Raw genomic sequence first — 18353 nt, 5'->3', positions numbered from 1 at the left:
AGACATTCATCATTGTAGCCTGGCATTGTAACATTTTTCACATATCGTATATCCGCGCTGCCGGATTCTTACCGACGGAACGGGACATCCTGTGCGCACCTAGCGCTTGTGCCGCTGATTTGGCGGACAGCCTCGCACAGAGCAACTTGAAGGAGGAATAGGCATGTCCACATTAGTTACACCTTTTACAGACCGCAGAATGGCGGAAATTGTAGAAAAGGTACAGAACGGTATTCGTTTGAACCTTGAAGACGGTATATATTTGTATGAAACTGACGATATCCTCACACTGGGTCAGTTGGCTAACGAAGCTAATTTACGCAAGAACGGAAAAAAGGTTTATTTTATCGAAAACATGAGCCTGTACTTCACCAATGTATGCGAAGCGCGCTGCGCGTTCTGCAATTTCCGCAAGGATCAGGGGGAGGACGGCTCTTATACGTTGTCCGGGCAGGAAATGATTGATTATGTAGAGCAACACATCCATCCGGGGGTAAGAGAATTTCATATCGTCGGTGGTCATAATAATCATGTGCCTTTCCAATACTATGTAGACTCATTGAAGGCGCTAAATGAAAAGTACCCCAACGTTACACTCAAAGCTTACACCGCAGCGGAAATTGACTTTTTCACACGTATTAGCGGCTTGAGCATTAAGGAAGTGCTTCAGGAGCTGCAAAAGGCAGGTCTGCAAACGCTGACCGGCGGTGGCGCAGAAATTTTATCGGATGAGTATCGCCAAAAGATGCGTGTCACCAAAGCGAATGTAGATCGCTATCTTGAGGTTCATCGCACGGCTCACAATCTCGGCATGAGAACCCATACGACAATGCTGTACGGTTCGGTTGAATCCTACGAGGATCGTATTGAACATATGCTGCAAATCCGTGCATTGCAGGACGAAACGAACGGATTTATGGTATTTATTCCACTGTCCATGCAGCCGAAAAGCAAAAATGCCAACATCATGCGCCGCAACTCCGCTTACGAGGATCTCAAAACGATTGCAATCAGCCGCCTGATGCTGGACAATATCGATCATGTTAAAGCTTACTTCATTAATATTGGCCCGCAATTGACGCAGGTTGCTCTGACCTTTGGCGCATCGGACGTCCATGGCACGATTGTGCGCGAGCAAATCAGCCATGCCGCAGGTGCACTGACCCCGGCCGGATTGACCCGTAAAGAGCTGATCTGGCTGGTCAAAGGTGCCGGACGCATCCCGGTTGAACGGGACACCTTCTATAACGAAATCGAAGTTTTCGAATAAAAGCCATATCAGATTCGGATTTCCCGCGTGCATTTTATCCCCATACCTCACACTATGCAGCGTCAAGCTGCCTCGGAATTTTCTGGTCTGCCTGCCTATAGGCGGGCCGGGAACCCGGGTTTTATAACAACAAAAAACCTGTGTCTGATCGGAAACATTGAATTTGCATGTCGCCGGGATAAGACGTAATTTGAAGGCGAACAAGGTTTCCTGATGAGGCACCAGACCATTTGCCGGGGACACGGCAGCGAAAGGACGGCGGATTTTGATGAAAAATTTCGTTATTCTGGGAGGCGGCTACGGTGGCCTTACCATTGCCAAGGAATTACTAAATAAACATATTCCCGACGATGTTCAAGTCATTTTAGTGGATCGGATGCCCTTTCAGGGATTGAAAACAGAATACTACGCCCTCGCAGCGGGTACGGTATCTGATTTTGATTTACGTGTGCATTTTCCCGATGAACAACGGCTCATTCGCAAATACGGAGAAGTCACCTCGATGGATTTGGAAAATAAAATCGTACATTTTCAGGACGGCGAGCCTTTGCCGTATGAACAGCTTGTGATTGCACTGGGCTGTACGGACCGTTTTCACAATACACCAGGGGCTGAAGAACATAGCTGTACCATCCAGTCCTTTAACAATACACGTCAAACGTATCTGCGCCTGAATGAAATCAAGCCATACGGACATGTGCATATTGTAGGTGGCGGTCTGAGCGGTGTTGAGATTGCTGCGGAATTGCGCGAAAGCCGCACGGATTTGAATATTACCATTATGGATCGGGGCGAGCGGGTGCTGTCGGCATTCCCGCAGCGTTTGTCTGCCTATGTGCATGCCTGGTTTAAGGAGCATCAAGTCGATGCGTTAAATCATGTCGGGGTTTGCCGCATTGAGCCGGGCGCTATTTACAACCATGATGAAGAAATTGTGACGGATGCGGTTGTATGGACTGCCGGGATTCAACCCGTGAAAATCGTGCAGGATTTAGCTGTGCCCAAAGATCCTCAGGGCCGCATTGTGCTAAATGAATATTACCAAATTCCGGATCATCCCGAGGTGTATGTAGTTGGAGACTGCGCCAGTCTCCCCTACTCCCCAAGTGCTCAGGCGGCCGAGGTGCAAGGTGAGCAGATTGCACACATTGTACACGACCTGTGGAAAGGCCACACGCCTCACCCGCATCCTTTGAAGCTGCGTGGCACATTGGGTGCGCTTGGCAAGAAAGCCGGATTCGGCTATGGTTTTATGGGCAGCACCTCGCTACGTGGTCGTGTGCCCCGCCTGCTCAAAAGCGGCGTGCTCTGGAAATCCAAACGCCATTTTGGCTAATCTGTTGGTACAACACACAAAGAAGACCTGCTATGGGAGCGGGTCTTCTTTGTTTTAAACATGTATGGACGGTGCATATATCATAGATAGAACGAAGCAGGCTGACGAATGATTAACATCCTAGTCCAGATCAAGGTTATCCCATGCCTCGGCTTCTTTGATTTTGTTCATAATCACTTCGTACAGCAGCTCTGCTGAATCGGCAGATACAATCTCGCCGTTGACCATCGCATACGGTTCTGCGTTACACTGACCACAATTGCTGAGACAGCCGTATTCAATGACGTCGTAATCCGGATTTTGCTCCAGTCTGGACATCAATTCATCGGTGCCAAAATGCATATTGCTGGTGCAAAATTCAATGATGGGTCTTAACATTTTTTCACCTGCTTTGGACGACGGGCATTTTAATTTGGCCCGCTTTGTAATATAATAAATAAGGTATAGGAAAGGAGTTGAATTCTAATGAGCGAAACACAAAGCGTTCAAATGTATGATGAAGTAGCGGATGTACTGGATAAGCTTCGTCCGTTCCTGCAACGCGATGGTGGCGACGTTGAGCTGGTTGATGTAGAAGACGGCATCGTTAAGCTGAAGCTGGTAGGCGCTTGCGGCAGTTGCCCAAGTTCCACAATCACGCTGAAAGCAGGGATTGAACGCGCTCTTCTCGAAGAAGTCGACGGCGTCCAAGAAGTGGTACAAGTATTCTAATGCTTGATGCATAATGATCATGAGAGTCTTGACTTCGGTAACGAAGCTCAAGACTCTTTTTTGTGTGACGGGGTCTACTGGATCTTAATCCCTTATATGATCGGCCGAATCGGGTCCAGCCCTCCCGACACATCCATAATATTACCCGTTATAAAATCTGAATGCTCATCACACAAATAAGCAATCACTCGCGCAATATCCTCTCCACTCCCCGGGCGTCCGCGCGGTGTCTCTTTATCCTGCAAGCCGATGACGTCGGCAATTGACTTTTCCTTGTTCGCCCCCCGGATATCCCCGGGACAAATCATATTGACCGTGATACCAAAAGGAGCTTCCTCCACAGCCAGTGACTTCGTAAATGACACCAGCCCCACCTTGGCGGCTGCGTATACCGCGCGATGCGGCCAAGCTCGTGCTTCTCCAGCATGACCGAAGCCAAAATGAATAATACGTCCCCATTGCTGGTTCCGCATATGAGGTAATACCAGATGATCCAGCAGCATCGTACCGACCAGATTCCCCTGAATCATGGTATGAATCTCGGCTACACTGTAATCCGCAAACAAGCGACGTTCCCGAATGAACGGTCCGGCGTTATTTACCATAATATCTACGCCGCCCAGCCGATCCTGTACTTCACTGATCAGCCTTGTAATATCTTCCTGAATCGAAATATCCCCTTGCAAAGACAGACAGCGTACTCCCTTGGCTTCAATCACCTGCCTAAGCTCTTCGGCTTCCGTTTGGCTATGCACATAGTTTAGTGCAATGTCACAGCCTTCATCAGCCAGACGCAGAGCGGTCATTTTACCTAATCCTTTGGCACTGCCCGTTATAAGTGCGACTTTGTGTCTCAACAGTTTTCCTCCTCTTCACAGAGAACGGTCACCCCCAAGTATAAAATATTTACGCTTCGCCCACAACTCCAAGCAAAAAAGAAACCCCAAATCCTCTTGTTTATGAGAATTCGGGGTTGGGGTTCAAAGCGTTCTTGTGTCCAGCTTAAAATGCCGGGATAATCGCGCCTTGGTATTTGTCTTCAATGAATTTTTTAGTTTCCGGGGATTGCAGCGCTTTGATCAGCTTTTGAATCGCTTCGGAATCTTTATTATCAGGACGTGCTACCAGAACGTTAGCATATGGAGAATCTTTATCTTCCAATGCCAGTGCATCCTTCGTCGGGTTTAGCTTCGCTTCCAGAGCATAGTTCGTGTTGATCAGAGCAATGTCCACTTCAGGCAACTGACGTGGCAGCATAGCCGCTTCCAGCTCCTTGAATTTCAGGTTTTTCGGGTTTTCTGTAATATCTTTTACGGTTGCTTCGATGTTGCTTGCGTCTTTCAGCTTGATCAGACCTTGTTTCTCCAACAACAACAATGCACGACCTCCATTGGTTGCATCGTTCGGGATGGCTACGGTAGCACCGTCCGGAATTTCATCAAGCTTTTTATATTTTTGGGAGTAGATACCGAATGGTTCGAGATGAACCGCGCCCACAGAAACCAGGTCCATTTTGCGCTCTTTGTTCATAACATCCATGTATGGTACATGTTGATAGAAGTTAGCATCCAGTTGCTTGTCGAACAATTGTACGTTCGGTTGTACGTAGTCGTTAAACTGAACGACTTGAAGACGAACGCCCTCTTTTTCCAACTGAGGCTTGATCGCTTCCAAAATTTCCGCATGTGGCACAGGAGAAGCACCAACTTTCAGCTCGACTTCACGTGGTGACCCACCAGTATTTTGGGTCGCATTGTTTGTATCGGATGTCGTGCTTTTCGTGCCGCAAGCAGCCAATACCGCAATTAATGTCAAGCTTAATACGGCCAATACCCATTTTTTCATGTTATTACCCCTCCAATGAATTGTGATGTTCAGGATTCAGACGCCCTGATCAATAAGGATTTCTATATGGTTTCCCTATTTTCGAGTATAATGCCGCACCAGACGGTCTCCCGCCATTTGCAGCAATTGCACCAGTACGACCATCAGTATGACCGCAACGATCATTACAGCCGTTTCATAACGGTAGTATCCGTAGTTGATAGCCAGTGTACCCAAACCACCGCCCCCGATCATACCGGACATTGCTGTATAGGATACGAGCGTAACGACGGTAATCGTTAATGCGGCGAGCAGACCCGGCAGTGCCTCACGCAACAGCACCCGCCTAATAATCTGACCTGTAGAGGCGCCCATGGCTTGTGCAGCCTCGATAACACCCTTGTCTACTTCGCGCAATGACGTCTCTACGAGACGGGCGAAGAATGGCGCAGCGCCAATGACCAGCGGTGGAATCGTACCCAGCACCCCGGTAGAGGTACCAACCAACGACCGCGTAAAAGGAATTAGTGCAACAATCAAAATAATAAACGGTACGGACCGCAAAATGTTTACGATAAAGGAAAGTACAACGTATATCACCTTCATCAGACTCCATGAAGAGCGGCTTGCCAGAAATAATAAAATCCCGAGCGGTAAACCAATAATAAGGGTGAACAACGCAGATGCACCGAGCATCTGGAGTGTCTCTAATGTAGAGTTACCTAGTTCTTCCCAACTCACTTGCGAAAAATCAAGTTCACTCATTGTCCGATCACCTCCACATCAAGTCCCTGACCGGACACTTCGCGCAGCGTATGCTCAATATCCTCCTGATTTCCTTCAAAACGGACGATAAGCTGTCCATAGGGTACATTTTTAATCGTGGAGATGGTTCCCTGCAAGATCGCAAAATCAACGCCGGTACTACGAGCCGTTCGTGACAGAATCGCATCGTATGTCTTGCTGCCCAAAAATGAAATCCGTACAACATGGGCCGATTCGCCGCCTCCTGCTGCTGCAATCGCTGCTTGCAGCTCCTCGGGATGCTCAGACTCCCGCTGGATAAAGTCCTTGGTCACCTGATGCTGCGGCTTGAGGAATACTTCTGCCACCGGACCTTGCTCCACGATGTCGCCCTGATGAATGACGCCGACACGATCACAGATGCTTTGAATGACATGCATTTCATGCGTAATCAGCACGATGGTCAAATTAAAACGCTGGTTAATGTCTAACAGCAATTTCAGGATGGACCCTGTCGTCTGTGGATCAAGCGCCGAGGTCGCCTCGTCGCACAGCAGTACATGAGGATCACTGGCAAGCGCCCGTGCAATACCTACCCGCTGCTTCTGTCCGCCCGAGAGCTGTGACGGATATTTTTCGCTGTGCTCTTCCAGACCCACCAGTTCCAGCAATTCACGAACCTTCTGGTTCAGCTTCTGCTTGGGCGTGTTCACCAGACGCAACGGAAAGGCAATATTGTCATATACCGTCGCCGAGGATAACAAATTAAAATGCTGAAAGATCATTCCGATTTTACGACGCTGTTTCTGTAACTGGGATTGGCTTACCGTGGCGAGATTCACGCCATCTACCCATACCTCGCCCGAGGTCGGACGTTCCAATAAATTAATACAGCGGATCAGCGTACTTTTTCCCGCTCCGGAATGACCGATGACTCCAAATATTTCACCACGCTCTATGGAAAGATTCAAACCTGACAGCGCACTAACGCGTCGGCTGCCTTTGCCATAATGCTTGGTTAATTGTTTAAGCTCTATCAACGTGCTGCGACCCCCTTCACTCTTCCTTACCCTTTTAAGCGACGTTCATCTCTATGATGATACAAAAAGAGCCCCTTTCACAGAATGAAAAGGGCCCCGCTATGCGAACCTTTTCTCATCTGTCAAAACCGCTATAACTCTAGCGGTTTTGTAGGAATTAGCACCATCATGTCCCCTCCCGGTGTGTTACACCGGGAAAGAACGGGTTGCCGGGCTTCATCGGGCCAGTCCCTCCACCTCTCTGGATAAGAAAAATATGTTAAACTCCAGCTTTAGCTGTCCGTTAAGTTTATATTTAAAATCATAATTCAAGCATTTTTCTGAAACTAGATTTCAGTATAGATAGTTTACATAGCTTTGTCAAAGGATATTTTCTCACATAATTATGGGCGAGCTTCCCGGTTCTCCCATTGTTTCACCGTATAACGAAAGGCAGTTGTCAAGGAACGGTTCACCATCTCCAGGCCTTGCTTCAAATCCTCCAGGTGATGATCCAAATCCTCCAGTTGTATCTTGCCGTACAAAGCACGATGCCGTTGCCAGAGATCATCCTGCATTTCCGTATTCATATAGTGTATTTCCGTGTTACGCCGCTTGCGCAGCCGATTGATCGCGTCAGTGTATGAGTCCTTGATATCATTCAGATCGTCGGTCATTGCAGGATGCATTTTCAAATACCTGAATTGCCGTAGCACGGTAAAATAAGAATAATGCGGCTTATACTCGCCTGTTTTCAGATCATACAAATCATTGAGCCAGTTCCCGAGCTTATCCAAAATGGAAAATACCCTCACAAACCCATCCTTATAAAAGAATACGTACAACGCATAATCCGATTTTTCATTAACACTCATATCCTCGGCATATCCGGCTTTGACTTTCGTTCGGAAAAAGGCGGCAGCATGATGGCTCTGCTCCAGCTCATCCAAAGATGACATCAGGCCGCGTGTCAAAATATCCGCCTTGCGAAAAGCATGAGTCGGATCTCCACTGGCCTGAATTTGCCGCTCCAGCAGTTTCAGCATGTCTGACATGCTGTTCATAGCATCCAGCAGGATGCCCTTGTTCACACGTGGCGGCTCGCCTAGCAGCTTGCGTATCATGCTCACGCCTCCTTTTATGAATGTAAAATCCGGTTGTTGGGTTGGCTAGGGCGTCAAGCGAAATAACTCGTCCACCGTTGGTCTACAAGCTTAACAATATCCTCGCGCGGCAGCACTTCATCCGGGTAGCCCGGCTTCATACGCGCATCCACTACAATTGGCAGCTTGTAGTTCAAATGATGCAAACGCACCTCGCTATCTGCATACATATCCGTAGCCGGGTTAAATCGCGTAAACACCGTCCACAAAAATGATGCTTGTGAGCGAACGACTTCCTTGGCATCATCTACAATAAAGATAAGTGGCCATTCCTGCTCACCCGCAGCCAAACGCTCCAGTACCCGCGCCGCCAACTCAGGCTCCTGCTCAAAGGACGCACCGGATACGACGAGACAGCCTCCGCAATACGGCTCAATCTCGCGAATACCCGGCAGGTCGCCACCTTCATAGGCTCGAGGCAGTTCACGTATAGGCTCACCTACACCCATCAGGATCGCTTTACTGCCGTGATTCAGCTTGCGGCCCGTATAATCAAGTGTATCGTGAGACGTATGATTGAAAATAAACAAATCTGTCGCCGGATTAAATCTCTCCAGAATGGTTTCCAGCAGCAGGTTAAAGTCGGATAAATCAATGACCCGATCCGTGAGCATCAGGAATTTGGTTAACGACAATTGGCCCTGTCCCAAAATGGTAAAGCCTGAGACCAGTGCTTCACGGGAATAGCTTTCACGCACAACTGCCGCTGCCAATGCATGTACGCCCGTTTCTGCGTAAGCCCACAGCGACTTGACGGAAGGCATCACAAGCGGATAGGCAGGTGACAGCAGACGTTGTAAAAATTCTCCGAGATAGTAATCCTCCTGCCGTGGTTTACCTACAATGGTCGCTGGATAAATGGCATCCTTGCGGTGGTACATATGCTTGACATGAAATACAGGGAAATCATGCTGTAAGGAGTAGTAGCCAAAATGATCTCCAAACGGTCCTTCCGGACGGCGTTCATGAGGCGGCACGTAGCCGCTGATTGCAAATTCGGCCTCTGCCGGAATCCGGTGACCGCCGAGCGGGTCCTCCGTCATCGGCAGCTTGCCGCCCATAATGAGCGAGGCAAGCAGCAGCTCAGGCAGATTTTCCGGTGCCGGAGCAATCGCGGACGCAATCAGGGCTGGTGGCCCGCCGATAATAACTGTCGTCGGCAACGGTTCATTACGCAGCTCAGCTTCATGATAATGAAAGCCGCCGCCTTTATGAATTTGCCAATGAATCCCGGTCGTCTGATCATCATAAATCTGGATGCGATACATGCCCAAATTATGATCCTTGGACTGACCCGGCTTCTCGGTATATACGAGCGGAAGCGTGATAAACGGCCCCCCGTCATCCTGCCAACTCGTCACTCTTGGAAGTGGAGCCAGCGGAGCATCCGTACGGCGAACTCCCAGTACAGGAGCCTCGCTATGGGATACCGTTTTCAGCCCTACTTTTAGCATGTCCTTAATCAGTCCACGTTCATTCCACAAAGCCTTGGGTGTGGGTGGAAGCAATGTTTTGGTCGCCCCTACAATCGCATCCATCAATTGCTCCGGGCGAGGGCCAAAGGCCATGTCCACACGACGGTTTGTGCCAAACAGATTGCTGGCTACAGGGAACGGGGTACCTTTTACATTGGTGAACAGCAATGCCGGGCCTTCTTCCTCAATAACTCTCCGATGAATTTCGGCCAGTTCCAAATAAGGATCGACAGGTGCTTCTATTATTTGAAGATTATTTTCTTTACGTAGCGCTTCAATAAATTGGCGCAAATTCTGGTAGATCAACTGGACGATTCCTCCTAAGCAAATCAAGCCCTCGAGTAACTCGCGGGCCAGGTTTGTTTCTTATACAGGATTTTGCAAAATTCGGTTCCAGTCGCTCCAAGGGTACAATATATAGACGGATACAATCATTTTGATCTATCTATTGCTGATGACAAGTCGCTTTGTGGATTTTTGCAAAATCCTTATATGCTATTATACGTGCTTCAACGCCACTTGGGCAAAATATCCGTTTCACCAACCATAAATGAACTACTTAAGTGCGCTGTGTGTGCGTCCGAACAATGTTGCGATCCGGCGACAACTGCCATACCCGATAGCTCAGATAAGCCAAGATGGAGAACAACGATGCAATCACCAGCATATGTCCCAGCACGATAAACATGTAGATTTCAGGTCTGTTGACGTACAACAAGATAATTCCAATCACCACTTGAAGCAAGATTAACAAGACCGATACGACACCCAATATACGGATATCCCGGTGATTCGGGTGATAACGGTATGAGTAGTGACCCACAGCCAAGATAATGACGAACAGCAGACCAGCTGAAATCTGATGAAGCAGCAGCGGAGATATGAAGCCCCCAATATTTACAACCTTCTGGATGACCGAGTGACTAAGCAACGCCCCTGAATAGACAGCAATATAGGTATAAATCGTCGATAGCCATATAAAGTTACGAAAGCCCCGACTGACAGGCCCAGGAATCAGACGCGGGGTGTAGCGTGAATCCGCATGCTCCTGCCAGGCCCCCAGCGTCATCATGGTCGCACTGGCAAAAGCGATAAGCGCAAAGCCAAAATGCAGCCCCATGACTGCAGCAGATTGAGAAAAGATGACAGCCAGTGCCCCCATCGCTCCTTGTATTATGACAAACATTAACGTCAGCAACGAGAATAACTGTAAATCCTTACGATGCTTCATAAACAGCAAAAAGCCAACAAAAGAGGCAATGGAGAGTATGCCAGCCATGGCACTAACAGAGCGATGCGTAAACTCAATAACTGATGCGATCGTATGCGCCGGAACCAGCTTGCCATTACAAAGCGGAAATTCACGTCCGCAGCCCAGCCCCGAATCCGTCCGCGTCACGACGCCTCCACCGAAGGTAGCCAGAAACATGACAATACATGTTACGAGTGCAAGCCACTTTAATATTCTGATTTTGTTATTCAAAGAATTCACCCGTATCCTTCCAAATATAATATTTATTCACTTCATAATGTTGTGAAATGATTACTTAAAATAATTATAACTGATATATCGTTCCTTGACATACGTGCTTTGTTGACAAAATGTGAACGTGTCCGTGAGAAAGCCGCCCCCTTTGGAAGGAAGCGGCTTTCTGAATGCCCTAATGAATAGAATTCCACAACATCAATTATTTAGCCAAGCTGGCGTGTACTTCTACTGCCCGATCCAAAAATTGCTCGATTTCCTCACGGGATTTGCGCAGTTTGTTTACCAGACGCACTAGCTCGCGCCCTTCACTGTAAGCGATAAAGCTGGGAATACCCAACACATTCTGCTCCTGGCTGACACTTTCGGCCTGCTCTACATCAATTTCAATCAATGTAAGCTTGTCTGCATATTGTTGCTCCACATCAGGCATGAACGGATCAATGAAATGGCAATCCCCACACCAGTCCGCCTTAAACACAGCTACTGTTACGCCAGAAGTGGATATTGCCTTATTAAAGTCTTCATGAGAGACGATCTTTTGCATGGATTATTCCTCCTTGAATTCTGTTTGTAAAAAAGAGCTTGTGCTCTCTATTGTAACGCCAAGTGGCGCTTTTGCACACTCCCCTATTATTCCCGTATCACCGATTGGAAGCCCTGCCATCGAGACATACTAACCATATAAACTTAAGAGCACACTTAGTACATCCCAACATACTTAACGGGTACGGAGTGTTCTCATCATTGAAAGGAGGTTATCAAGTATGTCTCTCACCGAATGGTTCCATGTGGCATCACGTCAGCTTCAGGGTGGGCTAAAGCTGCTCGGTTCCGTACCACGTGCTGCGGAGGAAGCTTGGGAGGGCAAGCGGGCGGCCTGGACCGAGTCCCGCAAACTGCGCTATCCGCTGCGTGAGCTACCGTGGGATTACCATACCGCACAGGCCGCCATGGATGAAGCCGAAGCGCTGATGCTGGTGAATGCACCCGCATCCCGTCCCTCTTCTCTGAATATGCCCTTATGTGAAACGGACTGCGAGCTAGTCGAGCGGATCAAGAACGATACGGCACAGGAAAATCGCAGCAACATCACCCGTACAGCCGCTTACCTGGAGTGCTATCATGGCTACCCCGAGTTGCATTGGGCGCTGCTGGCTCACCTGGTTTCTCGCAATGGTGGCTATAACATGACCGATTTGAAGGGCGGTCTGATCGACAGTCTGTTCGGCGAACAAGAGAAGGAATGGTTATATCGGCTGCTGGAGCGCTGCAATGCCCTTATTTTTCAGGACGCCTACCCACAGCTGCAACTATACATGCACAGCCGTCATTTGGGCCGAAGCTGCTTTCATTTGCTGCCCCATTTCCATGTATCACCATTCATGAGACCCTTCTGGGAACGTTTCTGGGCTTGGCGGGACAGCTCTCTCTTAAGCGTAGCCCTGATCATCAATGAACAAAACTATATTGAAGGCCGGGTGGTGAAAGATCCATATTTCCAAAAATTTGTGATGCACAAGCCGGGCTTTTATTTGCACGATTGGCTCCAGTTGAATCAGATCATATTTCCGCTCGGACTAAACGGGGGGCTCGCCGGACTTGTAATGGAGCGCTTTGGCCATCTGGATGAACGGATTGGCTTTGGTAAAAGCCTGTATGCCATGCTGTTTGGACACCAGCAGGTGCTGGATCAAGTAACAGCATTCGCTACCAGCGTGCCCCACACTGGCTCACGCAGCGACTATTGGCCGGGACTGTTCACTCCGGACAAACAAAAAGCGCTGCGCTCCCCTGAAGAGAGTGCAGCGCTCTTGGCGCATAAATGGCTACCGCAAGAACAACGCCTGTATAGCCCCAAGCTGAACGCTGTCTGGTCGGATACGGCTTATGATCCGATCCCCCGTTACGACTGGTTTCAGGACGGATCCACGCTTGGGCATCTCAGCGAACCAAAGCGACCGCTGTTATTTGCCATGCGGCATGAGCACCGCCATGGCATCCAAAAAACAGCGATGGCCCATGACGCTCATGCCAGCCTGCGGCCTTTCCACTAAAAAAGCTGGAGGGCTGCCTATACTTCTTTTAGCCTCGTTGCCCTGTGGACTCACGCTGGAGACGCATCAGTGGACGCAGTACCTTTTGCAACACACGCGGGTAGTTACCCAACTCGTCCCTGCGCAGTACGCGCAGCACAACCAGCAACACCAAATAGCATACCAGTACAGCCGCCCCGGCAATACAGCATGCGATGAAGAAGGCCACACGTGCAGGCATGATATGAACCAGCAGAATACAAGCCTCATTCACACCATATCCAATGACTCCCGAGAGCACGACTGCGGTCAGAAAGCCTGCCCAGCGACGGCCCATGATGGAGAAGGATACGATGCCTTTGAGCACACGCAAATTCAGCAGCGTAATCACAAGGAAACATAATCCGGTTGCGGCAATGATGCCGTAAATCCCGAGCCAACCAGCCAGCAACCAGCTCGCAGCCAGCTTAACAACGATACCGACCAAGACATTAACCATTGAAATACGCGGTTTGCCCATACCGATCAAAATCGAGTTAGAGGTCATCATCGTGATCTGGAATATCGTTCCGAGTGTCAGAACAGCGATAATCCCGCTGCCTCCAAGCGAACTGAACAGTAAGCCATTGATGGAATAGGCGGTTACACACAAGGCCAGCACAATCGGCATTCCGGTCAAAATAGAGATCCGCAAGGCCAGCGTCATCTGATTTTGCAAATGCTGTTCATCCTTGCGGGCAAAGGCCGCCGAAATGATCGGAATGAGCGATTGACTGAGCGCGATAGCCAAAATCGGCGGAATTCCCGCGACACTCTGCGCACGTGCTCCCAAATAACCCAACTGGGTGGTCGCCTGATCCAAGCCAATTTGGACGGACAGCAGTCTAACCACAATCGACGTATCAATAAAGTTAACGGCCGGAACCGTCAAAGAAGACAATACAATTGGAATAGACAGCGTAAAAATGTCTTTGTAAATGCGCATCATCGGCAGTGCGGAGCTTTCCTCCTGGAATTGCTCTTGTCGATCCTGACGATCCTGGCGACGCATTTTCACCATGTAATACAGCATAACTGCCAGTGCGCCAAAGCTTCCCATGACACCCCCGAACGATGCCCCCGCCGCAACCTCGCGATCTCCATAACCGAGCTTCAAAATAATAAAAGCGAGCAAAATTGCAGTAGCCACCCGTGCGACTTGCTCCACAATTTGTGAAATACCGCCCGCGGTCATGTTACCGCGCCCTTGGAAGTACCCACGCATCATGGCAATGGCGGGAAACAGCAGCAAGGCAGGTGCCAATGCCTGAATAGCCAAGGCCGACTGAGGAACTCCCGCCACATGCTCGGCAAAATAAGGCGCGCCAAAATACAGCACCACCGTAATGATAATGCCCGCCGCCGCCGCAAACAGCAACGCCGCATGGTACACACGTCGTGCTTCTGAAGGCCGATTCAGCGCGTAGCGTTCGGAGACCATTTTGCTCAACGTGCTTGGAATACCCGCCGTAGCCACCGTGAGCAACATTAAATAAGCATTGTTCGCAATCGTAAACGAGGCGTTCCCTACGGAACCAAGCAAATGCTCTAACGGAACTCGCTGCACCAGACCCAGCACTCTCGCCACCAAGGCGGCTGCGGCTAAAATAAGCGTGCCTCTAAGAAATGTTTCTTTATTGGACAAAATGCGTTCCCTTCTTTCTTGCTGTTGACACGCATGCAAAAGCTCCGCAAAGCAGTCATGGCCTGAGCCATCACCGGTGCGGAGCCGCATGTCGATTCTGTCTCTGCAAATCACAAGCATAGGATGTTAAACTAGAACACCCAAATCAAGAATACAAGAATCATGACAAGCTGTAAAATTACTTTCATCACGGTGCTGGTAAACAGCCCTAATACAGAACCAAAGCCCACTTTAATCGCTCGATCCAGCGGGGCCTTGCTAATTAGTTCACCCAGCACAGCGCCAATAAACGGCCCTAAAATCAGACCAAACACCGGAATAACAAAAGGGCCGATAATAATCCCAATGGTACTAAGGATCGTGGACAGACGCGAGCCGCCAAATCGTTTCACTCCCCACGCAGTGACGGCATAATCTGCAACAAATAGTGCAACGACGATAAGCGTCTGTATGATCCAAAACCATGCGTTATAAGCAGCGAACGAGAAAAACCAGCCGTACACAAAAAATGCAAAATAGATGGCGAGCGCCCCTGGCAATACGGGATATACCGCCCCGGCCATGCCAACAATGAACAGCGCCACAATAATAATCCAGCCTACAACGTCCATTGGCTCCCTCCTTCTCGTCCAATTATTATCCTATATGCTTCATCATTCGTTCTCTTAGACAAGTACATAATCGCGGATAACTTCAACGATGCCATCTTCATTGTTCGAAGCTACGACCAGATCAGCCGCTTCTTTTACCGTATCCTGTGCATTACCCATCGCAACACCCAGTCCAACCGCTTGAATCACAGCCAAATCATTCAAACTATCACCCACTGCAACTACCTGTTCCATTGTAATTCCAAGCAAATCGCATACTTCAGCAATCCCACTGGCCTTCGATATACCAGCCGGATTGATTTCCAAGTTCGTCATGGATGAATTGGAAATTTCAAGTCCACCCATGTCCTGAAGCTTGAGCAAAATTTGATGACGAATTTCGTCATTTTCCGTATTAAAACCGAATTTTAGCCATTCCTGTGTATCCAACGTATCCGGCCAACGATCTCTGTTAAATAATTCATCAGTGGAGTATGCCCAGAACCAGGACCCGGTTTCTACAGCAATCTGGTGCATTTCCCGAACTAGCTCCTTATCAAGCAAATAACGGCGCCACAGTTCATGCGGGGATTTCCATACCTCGCTGCCGTTTACCGTTACCATAGGCGTATCCAGGCCGAGCTGTTGCCCGTAAGGCAAGGCATGCATCGCCGCCCGTCCGGTAGACAAGCACACGTGAATCCCCTCTTGAATCGCCTTATTAATCCAGTTGATCGTTTCCAGCGTAATTTCATGATTGTCGTTCAATAAAGTTCCATCCATGTCGAGCGCAAGCAGCTTGTATTTATATTGGTTTTCTCCCATGGGTTCTCTTCCTCCTGTATGTCCCTTATGTCCAACGACATTTTACCATGAAAAAGAGAAGCCCACAAAAGAATTCAAGTCCTCATTTCGCTGCCTGCGGCTTTTTTGGTGTACCATCCAATCCGTAAACCTCGTCATAAGCTTCAAATATTTTACGTGCCACAGGCCCGGCGCTCGTCGCGCCAAAGCCCCCTTCAGGAATAATGACCGCTACGGCCAGCTTCGGATTTTGACGCGGAGCAAAAGCAATGAACACCCCGTTATCTTTAACAGCACGTCCCACCACCTGCTGGGAAGTCCCCGTTTTACGGGCATAATCATATGGAAACCCGTTAAATGCTTTAACATCCGTAGCCATACCGCGAATCACCGTATTCCAGTACGTATCTGAAAAAGCGACCTCATTTAGCACCTTGGGCTTGAAGTCACGCACGAGGTTGCCCTGATCATCCACAATTTTACCGACCAAATGCGGCTGCATACGCTTGCCCTTTGTTGCCAGTACAGTTGTATACTGGGCAAGCTGCATCGCCGTATATTTCCCCTGTTGACCAAAGGATGCCTGTACCAAGCGTGTCAGCGCACTTTCATGCTTGCTCGTATACTCAAGTCTGCCTGCCCACTCGCCCGGCAGATCGACTTCAGTCGGGACGCCTAATCCAAATTCCTTCATATACTTGTCCCATACATCAATTCCCTGATGCATCCCTGCATTACTTCCGTATTTGTCATACAGCGGCTTGCCGATCATATCCACCATGAAAGTATTCGACGAGAACTCAATTGCCTTGCTAGGTGTCAGAGGACCATACACGTGTCCACTCGAATTACCGACCCGGCTTGATCGATTTTTACCATAGTATGCGCTACCCGTATCCAGATAAGTTTGTCCGGGAGAAAATAAGTTTTCCTTCAACCCGATCAGCACGGTTAGGGGTTTAATGGTTGAACCCAGCAGCACCGAGGATTCTGGATGCGGACCCGCTTTTCCACTAGGTACGGATTTAATCGTTCCGTTCCCCATTTTATGCTGAATTTCGTCATATACCGAAGGCGATGTACTTCCCGTTTTCCATACATTGGAGTCATAGTCCGGCATACTGGCCATCGCTACGACATTTCCTGTCTCGACCTCCATCGCTACAGCGAAGCCGGTAGTGGCATCGCCGTGGAGCTTACCCGATACCGGATGAGTATGAAGCCAACGAAGCTGATCAACAATCGCTTGTTCCGTTTTTTGCTGAATTTCCTTGTTAATGGTGGAATACAGATGGTATCCTTTTTTCGGAGGAGTAATGGATTCAATGCCTTCTGGCATGCTACGCGGATTTACCTCTATCGTTTTATAGCCGTTTTTTCCTCTCAGCTCATCCTGATACTGAAGCTCCAAGCCATCATATCCGACGGTCTCACTTTCCGAGTAAACCTGTTCGGGTCTTAGGACCTCCGAATTGGCTTGATATATCTCCTTGTATTTTGGCCGATTGGTACGCGCTCCTTTGAACTTGTACATATATCCAATCGTTTGCACCGCCACCCGATCCGGGTCATAATGGCGCACACTCTCCTCCACAACTTCTACTCCGGGAAACTCCTGCCGATGCTCCAGAAAATAGGCAATTTCCTCCCGATTCAAGTCAGATTTGACCAGGCGCGGAGTAAAGCCCCTGTATTGAGTGTAGTCCTTGTCCAGCCGTTCCTTAATTTTCTCTACATCAAGCTGCTCGCCCTCTGTACTTCCTAACTCATTCAGCTTGACAGCAAGCTTTTCAACAAAAGCATTAAACTCAGGAAGCAGCTTTTTTCCCGGCTTACGGTCTTTTTCTGCTCGTTTGCTATAATCCTTGGGTAAGGTCACATACAGCGACTGTACCGGAGTTGAATACGCCAGCTTGACGAGACCCGTAGAGTCATAAATCGTGCCGCGTCTCGGGGCTAACGGGACATTTTTCGTATTTACGGATTGCTGCTGCTCCTTCAGCTCTGCCGATTGCACAAACTGTAAAACCGCCAGTCTGGTAATGATAATGGCAAATAACACAAAAACACTAAAAAAAAGAAGATTGGTCCGATAAACCGTCCGCTTTTTTTGTGTCTCTTCATTTTCTTCATGGCTTTTCTTTTTGAATGAAAACTTCTTATCCAAACTTCCTCTGTCCATATTAGCAGGTCATTACTCCTTTCACCGGG

At 48.8% G+C, this 18353-nt stretch carries 17 protein-coding genes and 1 riboswitch; of the genes, 4 read left to right on the top strand and 13 right to left on the bottom strand.

The features are described 5' to 3' along the window. Nucleotides 1-163 precede the first annotated feature (163 nt). The gene (mqnE, locus tag QD47_RS07000; RefSeq protein ID WP_014277863.1) at nucleotides 164-1270 is read left to right on the top strand and encodes an aminofutalosine synthase MqnE; all 1107 of its coding nucleotides are present in this window, start codon (nucleotides 164-166) and stop codon (nucleotides 1268-1270) included. Between the two features lie 268 nt (nucleotides 1271-1538). Beyond that, nucleotides 1539-2606 carry an NAD(P)/FAD-dependent oxidoreductase gene (locus QD47_RS06995; protein ID WP_044645449.1) on the top strand — a complete coding sequence of 356 codons (1068 nt, stop codon included), beginning with the start codon at nucleotides 1539-1541 and terminating at the stop codon, nucleotides 2604-2606. Between the two features lie 120 nt (nucleotides 2607-2726). Here QD47_RS06995 and QD47_RS06990 read toward each other — a convergent pair whose 3' ends face one another. After that, nucleotides 2727-2984 carry a YuzB family protein gene (locus QD47_RS06990; RefSeq protein ID WP_044645448.1) on the bottom strand — a complete coding sequence of 86 codons (258 nt, stop codon included), beginning with the start codon at nucleotides 2982-2984 and terminating at the stop codon, nucleotides 2727-2729. A gap of 87 nt (nucleotides 2985-3071) precedes the next feature. On the opposite strand from QD47_RS06990, the gene QD47_RS06985 reads away from it, so the two are divergent. Beyond that, the gene (locus QD47_RS06985; RefSeq protein ID WP_013311836.1) at nucleotides 3072-3317 is read left to right on the top strand and encodes a NifU family protein; all 246 of its coding nucleotides are present in this window, start codon (nucleotides 3072-3074) and stop codon (nucleotides 3315-3317) included. 92 nt (nucleotides 3318-3409) lie between these two features. On the opposite strand, the gene QD47_RS06980 is transcribed toward QD47_RS06985, so the two are convergent. From QD47_RS06980 to QD47_RS06945, 8 genes are all read right to left on the bottom strand, one after another. Next, nucleotides 3410-4174 (bottom strand): SDR family oxidoreductase, encoded by a 765-nt coding sequence (locus QD47_RS06980; protein ID WP_044645447.1) that lies wholly within the window; start codon nucleotides 4172-4174, stop codon nucleotides 3410-3412. Nucleotides 4175-4319: 145 nt separating this feature from the next. Continuing rightward, a complete protein-coding gene (locus QD47_RS06975) occupies nucleotides 4320-5162 on the bottom strand; it encodes a MetQ/NlpA family ABC transporter substrate-binding protein (protein WP_044645446.1) in 843 nt (280 codons plus the stop codon). Nucleotides 5163-5237: 75 nt separating this feature from the next. Beyond that, nucleotides 5238-5906: a methionine ABC transporter permease gene (locus tag QD47_RS06970; RefSeq protein ID WP_044645445.1), complete on the bottom strand. Its 669-nt coding sequence runs from the start codon at nucleotides 5904-5906 to the stop codon at nucleotides 5238-5240. Then, complete coding sequence (locus QD47_RS06965) at nucleotides 5903-6925, bottom strand: methionine ABC transporter ATP-binding protein (protein WP_044645444.1); 1023 nt, start codon at nucleotides 6923-6925, stop codon at nucleotides 5903-5905. Before QD47_RS06965 ends, QD47_RS06970 begins: the two co-directional genes overlap by 4 nt. Before the next feature lie 112 nt (nucleotides 6926-7037). Beyond that, nucleotides 7038-7177, bottom strand: a riboswitch (SAM riboswitch). A gap of 131 nt (nucleotides 7178-7308) precedes the next feature. Beyond that, on the bottom strand, nucleotides 7309-8028 hold the full coding sequence (locus QD47_RS06960; protein WP_044645443.1) for a Cthe_2314 family HEPN domain-containing protein: 720 nt from the start codon (nucleotides 8026-8028) through the stop codon (nucleotides 7309-7311). 53 nt (nucleotides 8029-8081) lie between these two features. Then, nucleotides 8082-9848, bottom strand: coding sequence for a UbiD family decarboxylase (locus QD47_RS06955; protein WP_044645442.1), 1767 nt, complete (start codon nucleotides 9846-9848; stop codon nucleotides 8082-8084). Nucleotides 9849-10101: 253 nt separating this feature from the next. Beyond that, nucleotides 10102-11034 carry a COX15/CtaA family protein gene (locus QD47_RS06950; protein WP_044645441.1) on the bottom strand — a complete coding sequence of 311 codons (933 nt, stop codon included), beginning with the start codon at nucleotides 11032-11034 and terminating at the stop codon, nucleotides 10102-10104. Between the two features lie 196 nt (nucleotides 11035-11230). Continuing rightward, nucleotides 11231-11575, bottom strand: a complete 345-nt coding sequence (locus QD47_RS06945) for a thioredoxin family protein (RefSeq protein ID WP_044645440.1) — start codon at nucleotides 11573-11575, stop codon at nucleotides 11231-11233. Between the two features lie 220 nt (nucleotides 11576-11795). On the opposite strand from QD47_RS06945, the gene QD47_RS06940 reads away from it, so the two are divergent. After that, complete coding sequence (locus QD47_RS06940; protein WP_044645439.1) at nucleotides 11796-13085, top strand: DUF2515 family protein; 1290 nt, start codon at nucleotides 11796-11798, stop codon at nucleotides 13083-13085. 28 nt (nucleotides 13086-13113) lie between these two features. Here the strand turns inward: QD47_RS06940 and QD47_RS06935 are convergent, their stop codons facing one another. The 4 genes from QD47_RS06935 to QD47_RS06920 all read right to left on the bottom strand — a co-directional run bounded on the left by QD47_RS06935 (nucleotide 13114) and on the right by QD47_RS06920 (nucleotide 18324). Beyond that, the gene (locus QD47_RS06935) at nucleotides 13114-14748 is read right to left on the bottom strand and encodes a putative polysaccharide biosynthesis protein (RefSeq protein ID WP_044645507.1); all 1635 of its coding nucleotides are present in this window, start codon (nucleotides 14746-14748) and stop codon (nucleotides 13114-13116) included. Nucleotides 14749-14879: 131 nt separating this feature from the next. Further along, a complete protein-coding gene (locus tag QD47_RS06930; protein WP_044645438.1) occupies nucleotides 14880-15359 on the bottom strand; it encodes a DUF456 domain-containing protein in 480 nt (159 codons plus the stop codon). A 54-nt stretch (nucleotides 15360-15413) separates the two neighbouring features. Continuing rightward, the gene (locus QD47_RS06925; protein WP_044645437.1) at nucleotides 15414-16163 is read right to left on the bottom strand and encodes a Cof-type HAD-IIB family hydrolase; all 750 of its coding nucleotides are present in this window, start codon (nucleotides 16161-16163) and stop codon (nucleotides 15414-15416) included. Nucleotides 16164-16245: 82 nt separating this feature from the next. Continuing rightward, on the bottom strand, nucleotides 16246-18324 hold the full coding sequence (locus QD47_RS06920; RefSeq protein WP_044645436.1) for a peptidoglycan D,D-transpeptidase FtsI family protein: 2079 nt from the start codon (nucleotides 18322-18324) through the stop codon (nucleotides 16246-16248). Nucleotides 18325-18353 lie beyond the last annotated feature (29 nt).

The organism is Paenibacillus terrae (assembly GCF_000943545.1).
Taxonomy (GTDB): Bacteria; Bacillota; Bacilli; order Paenibacillales; family Paenibacillaceae; genus Paenibacillus; species Paenibacillus terrae_A.
This window is presented reverse-complemented; position numbering and strand designations above follow the sequence as displayed.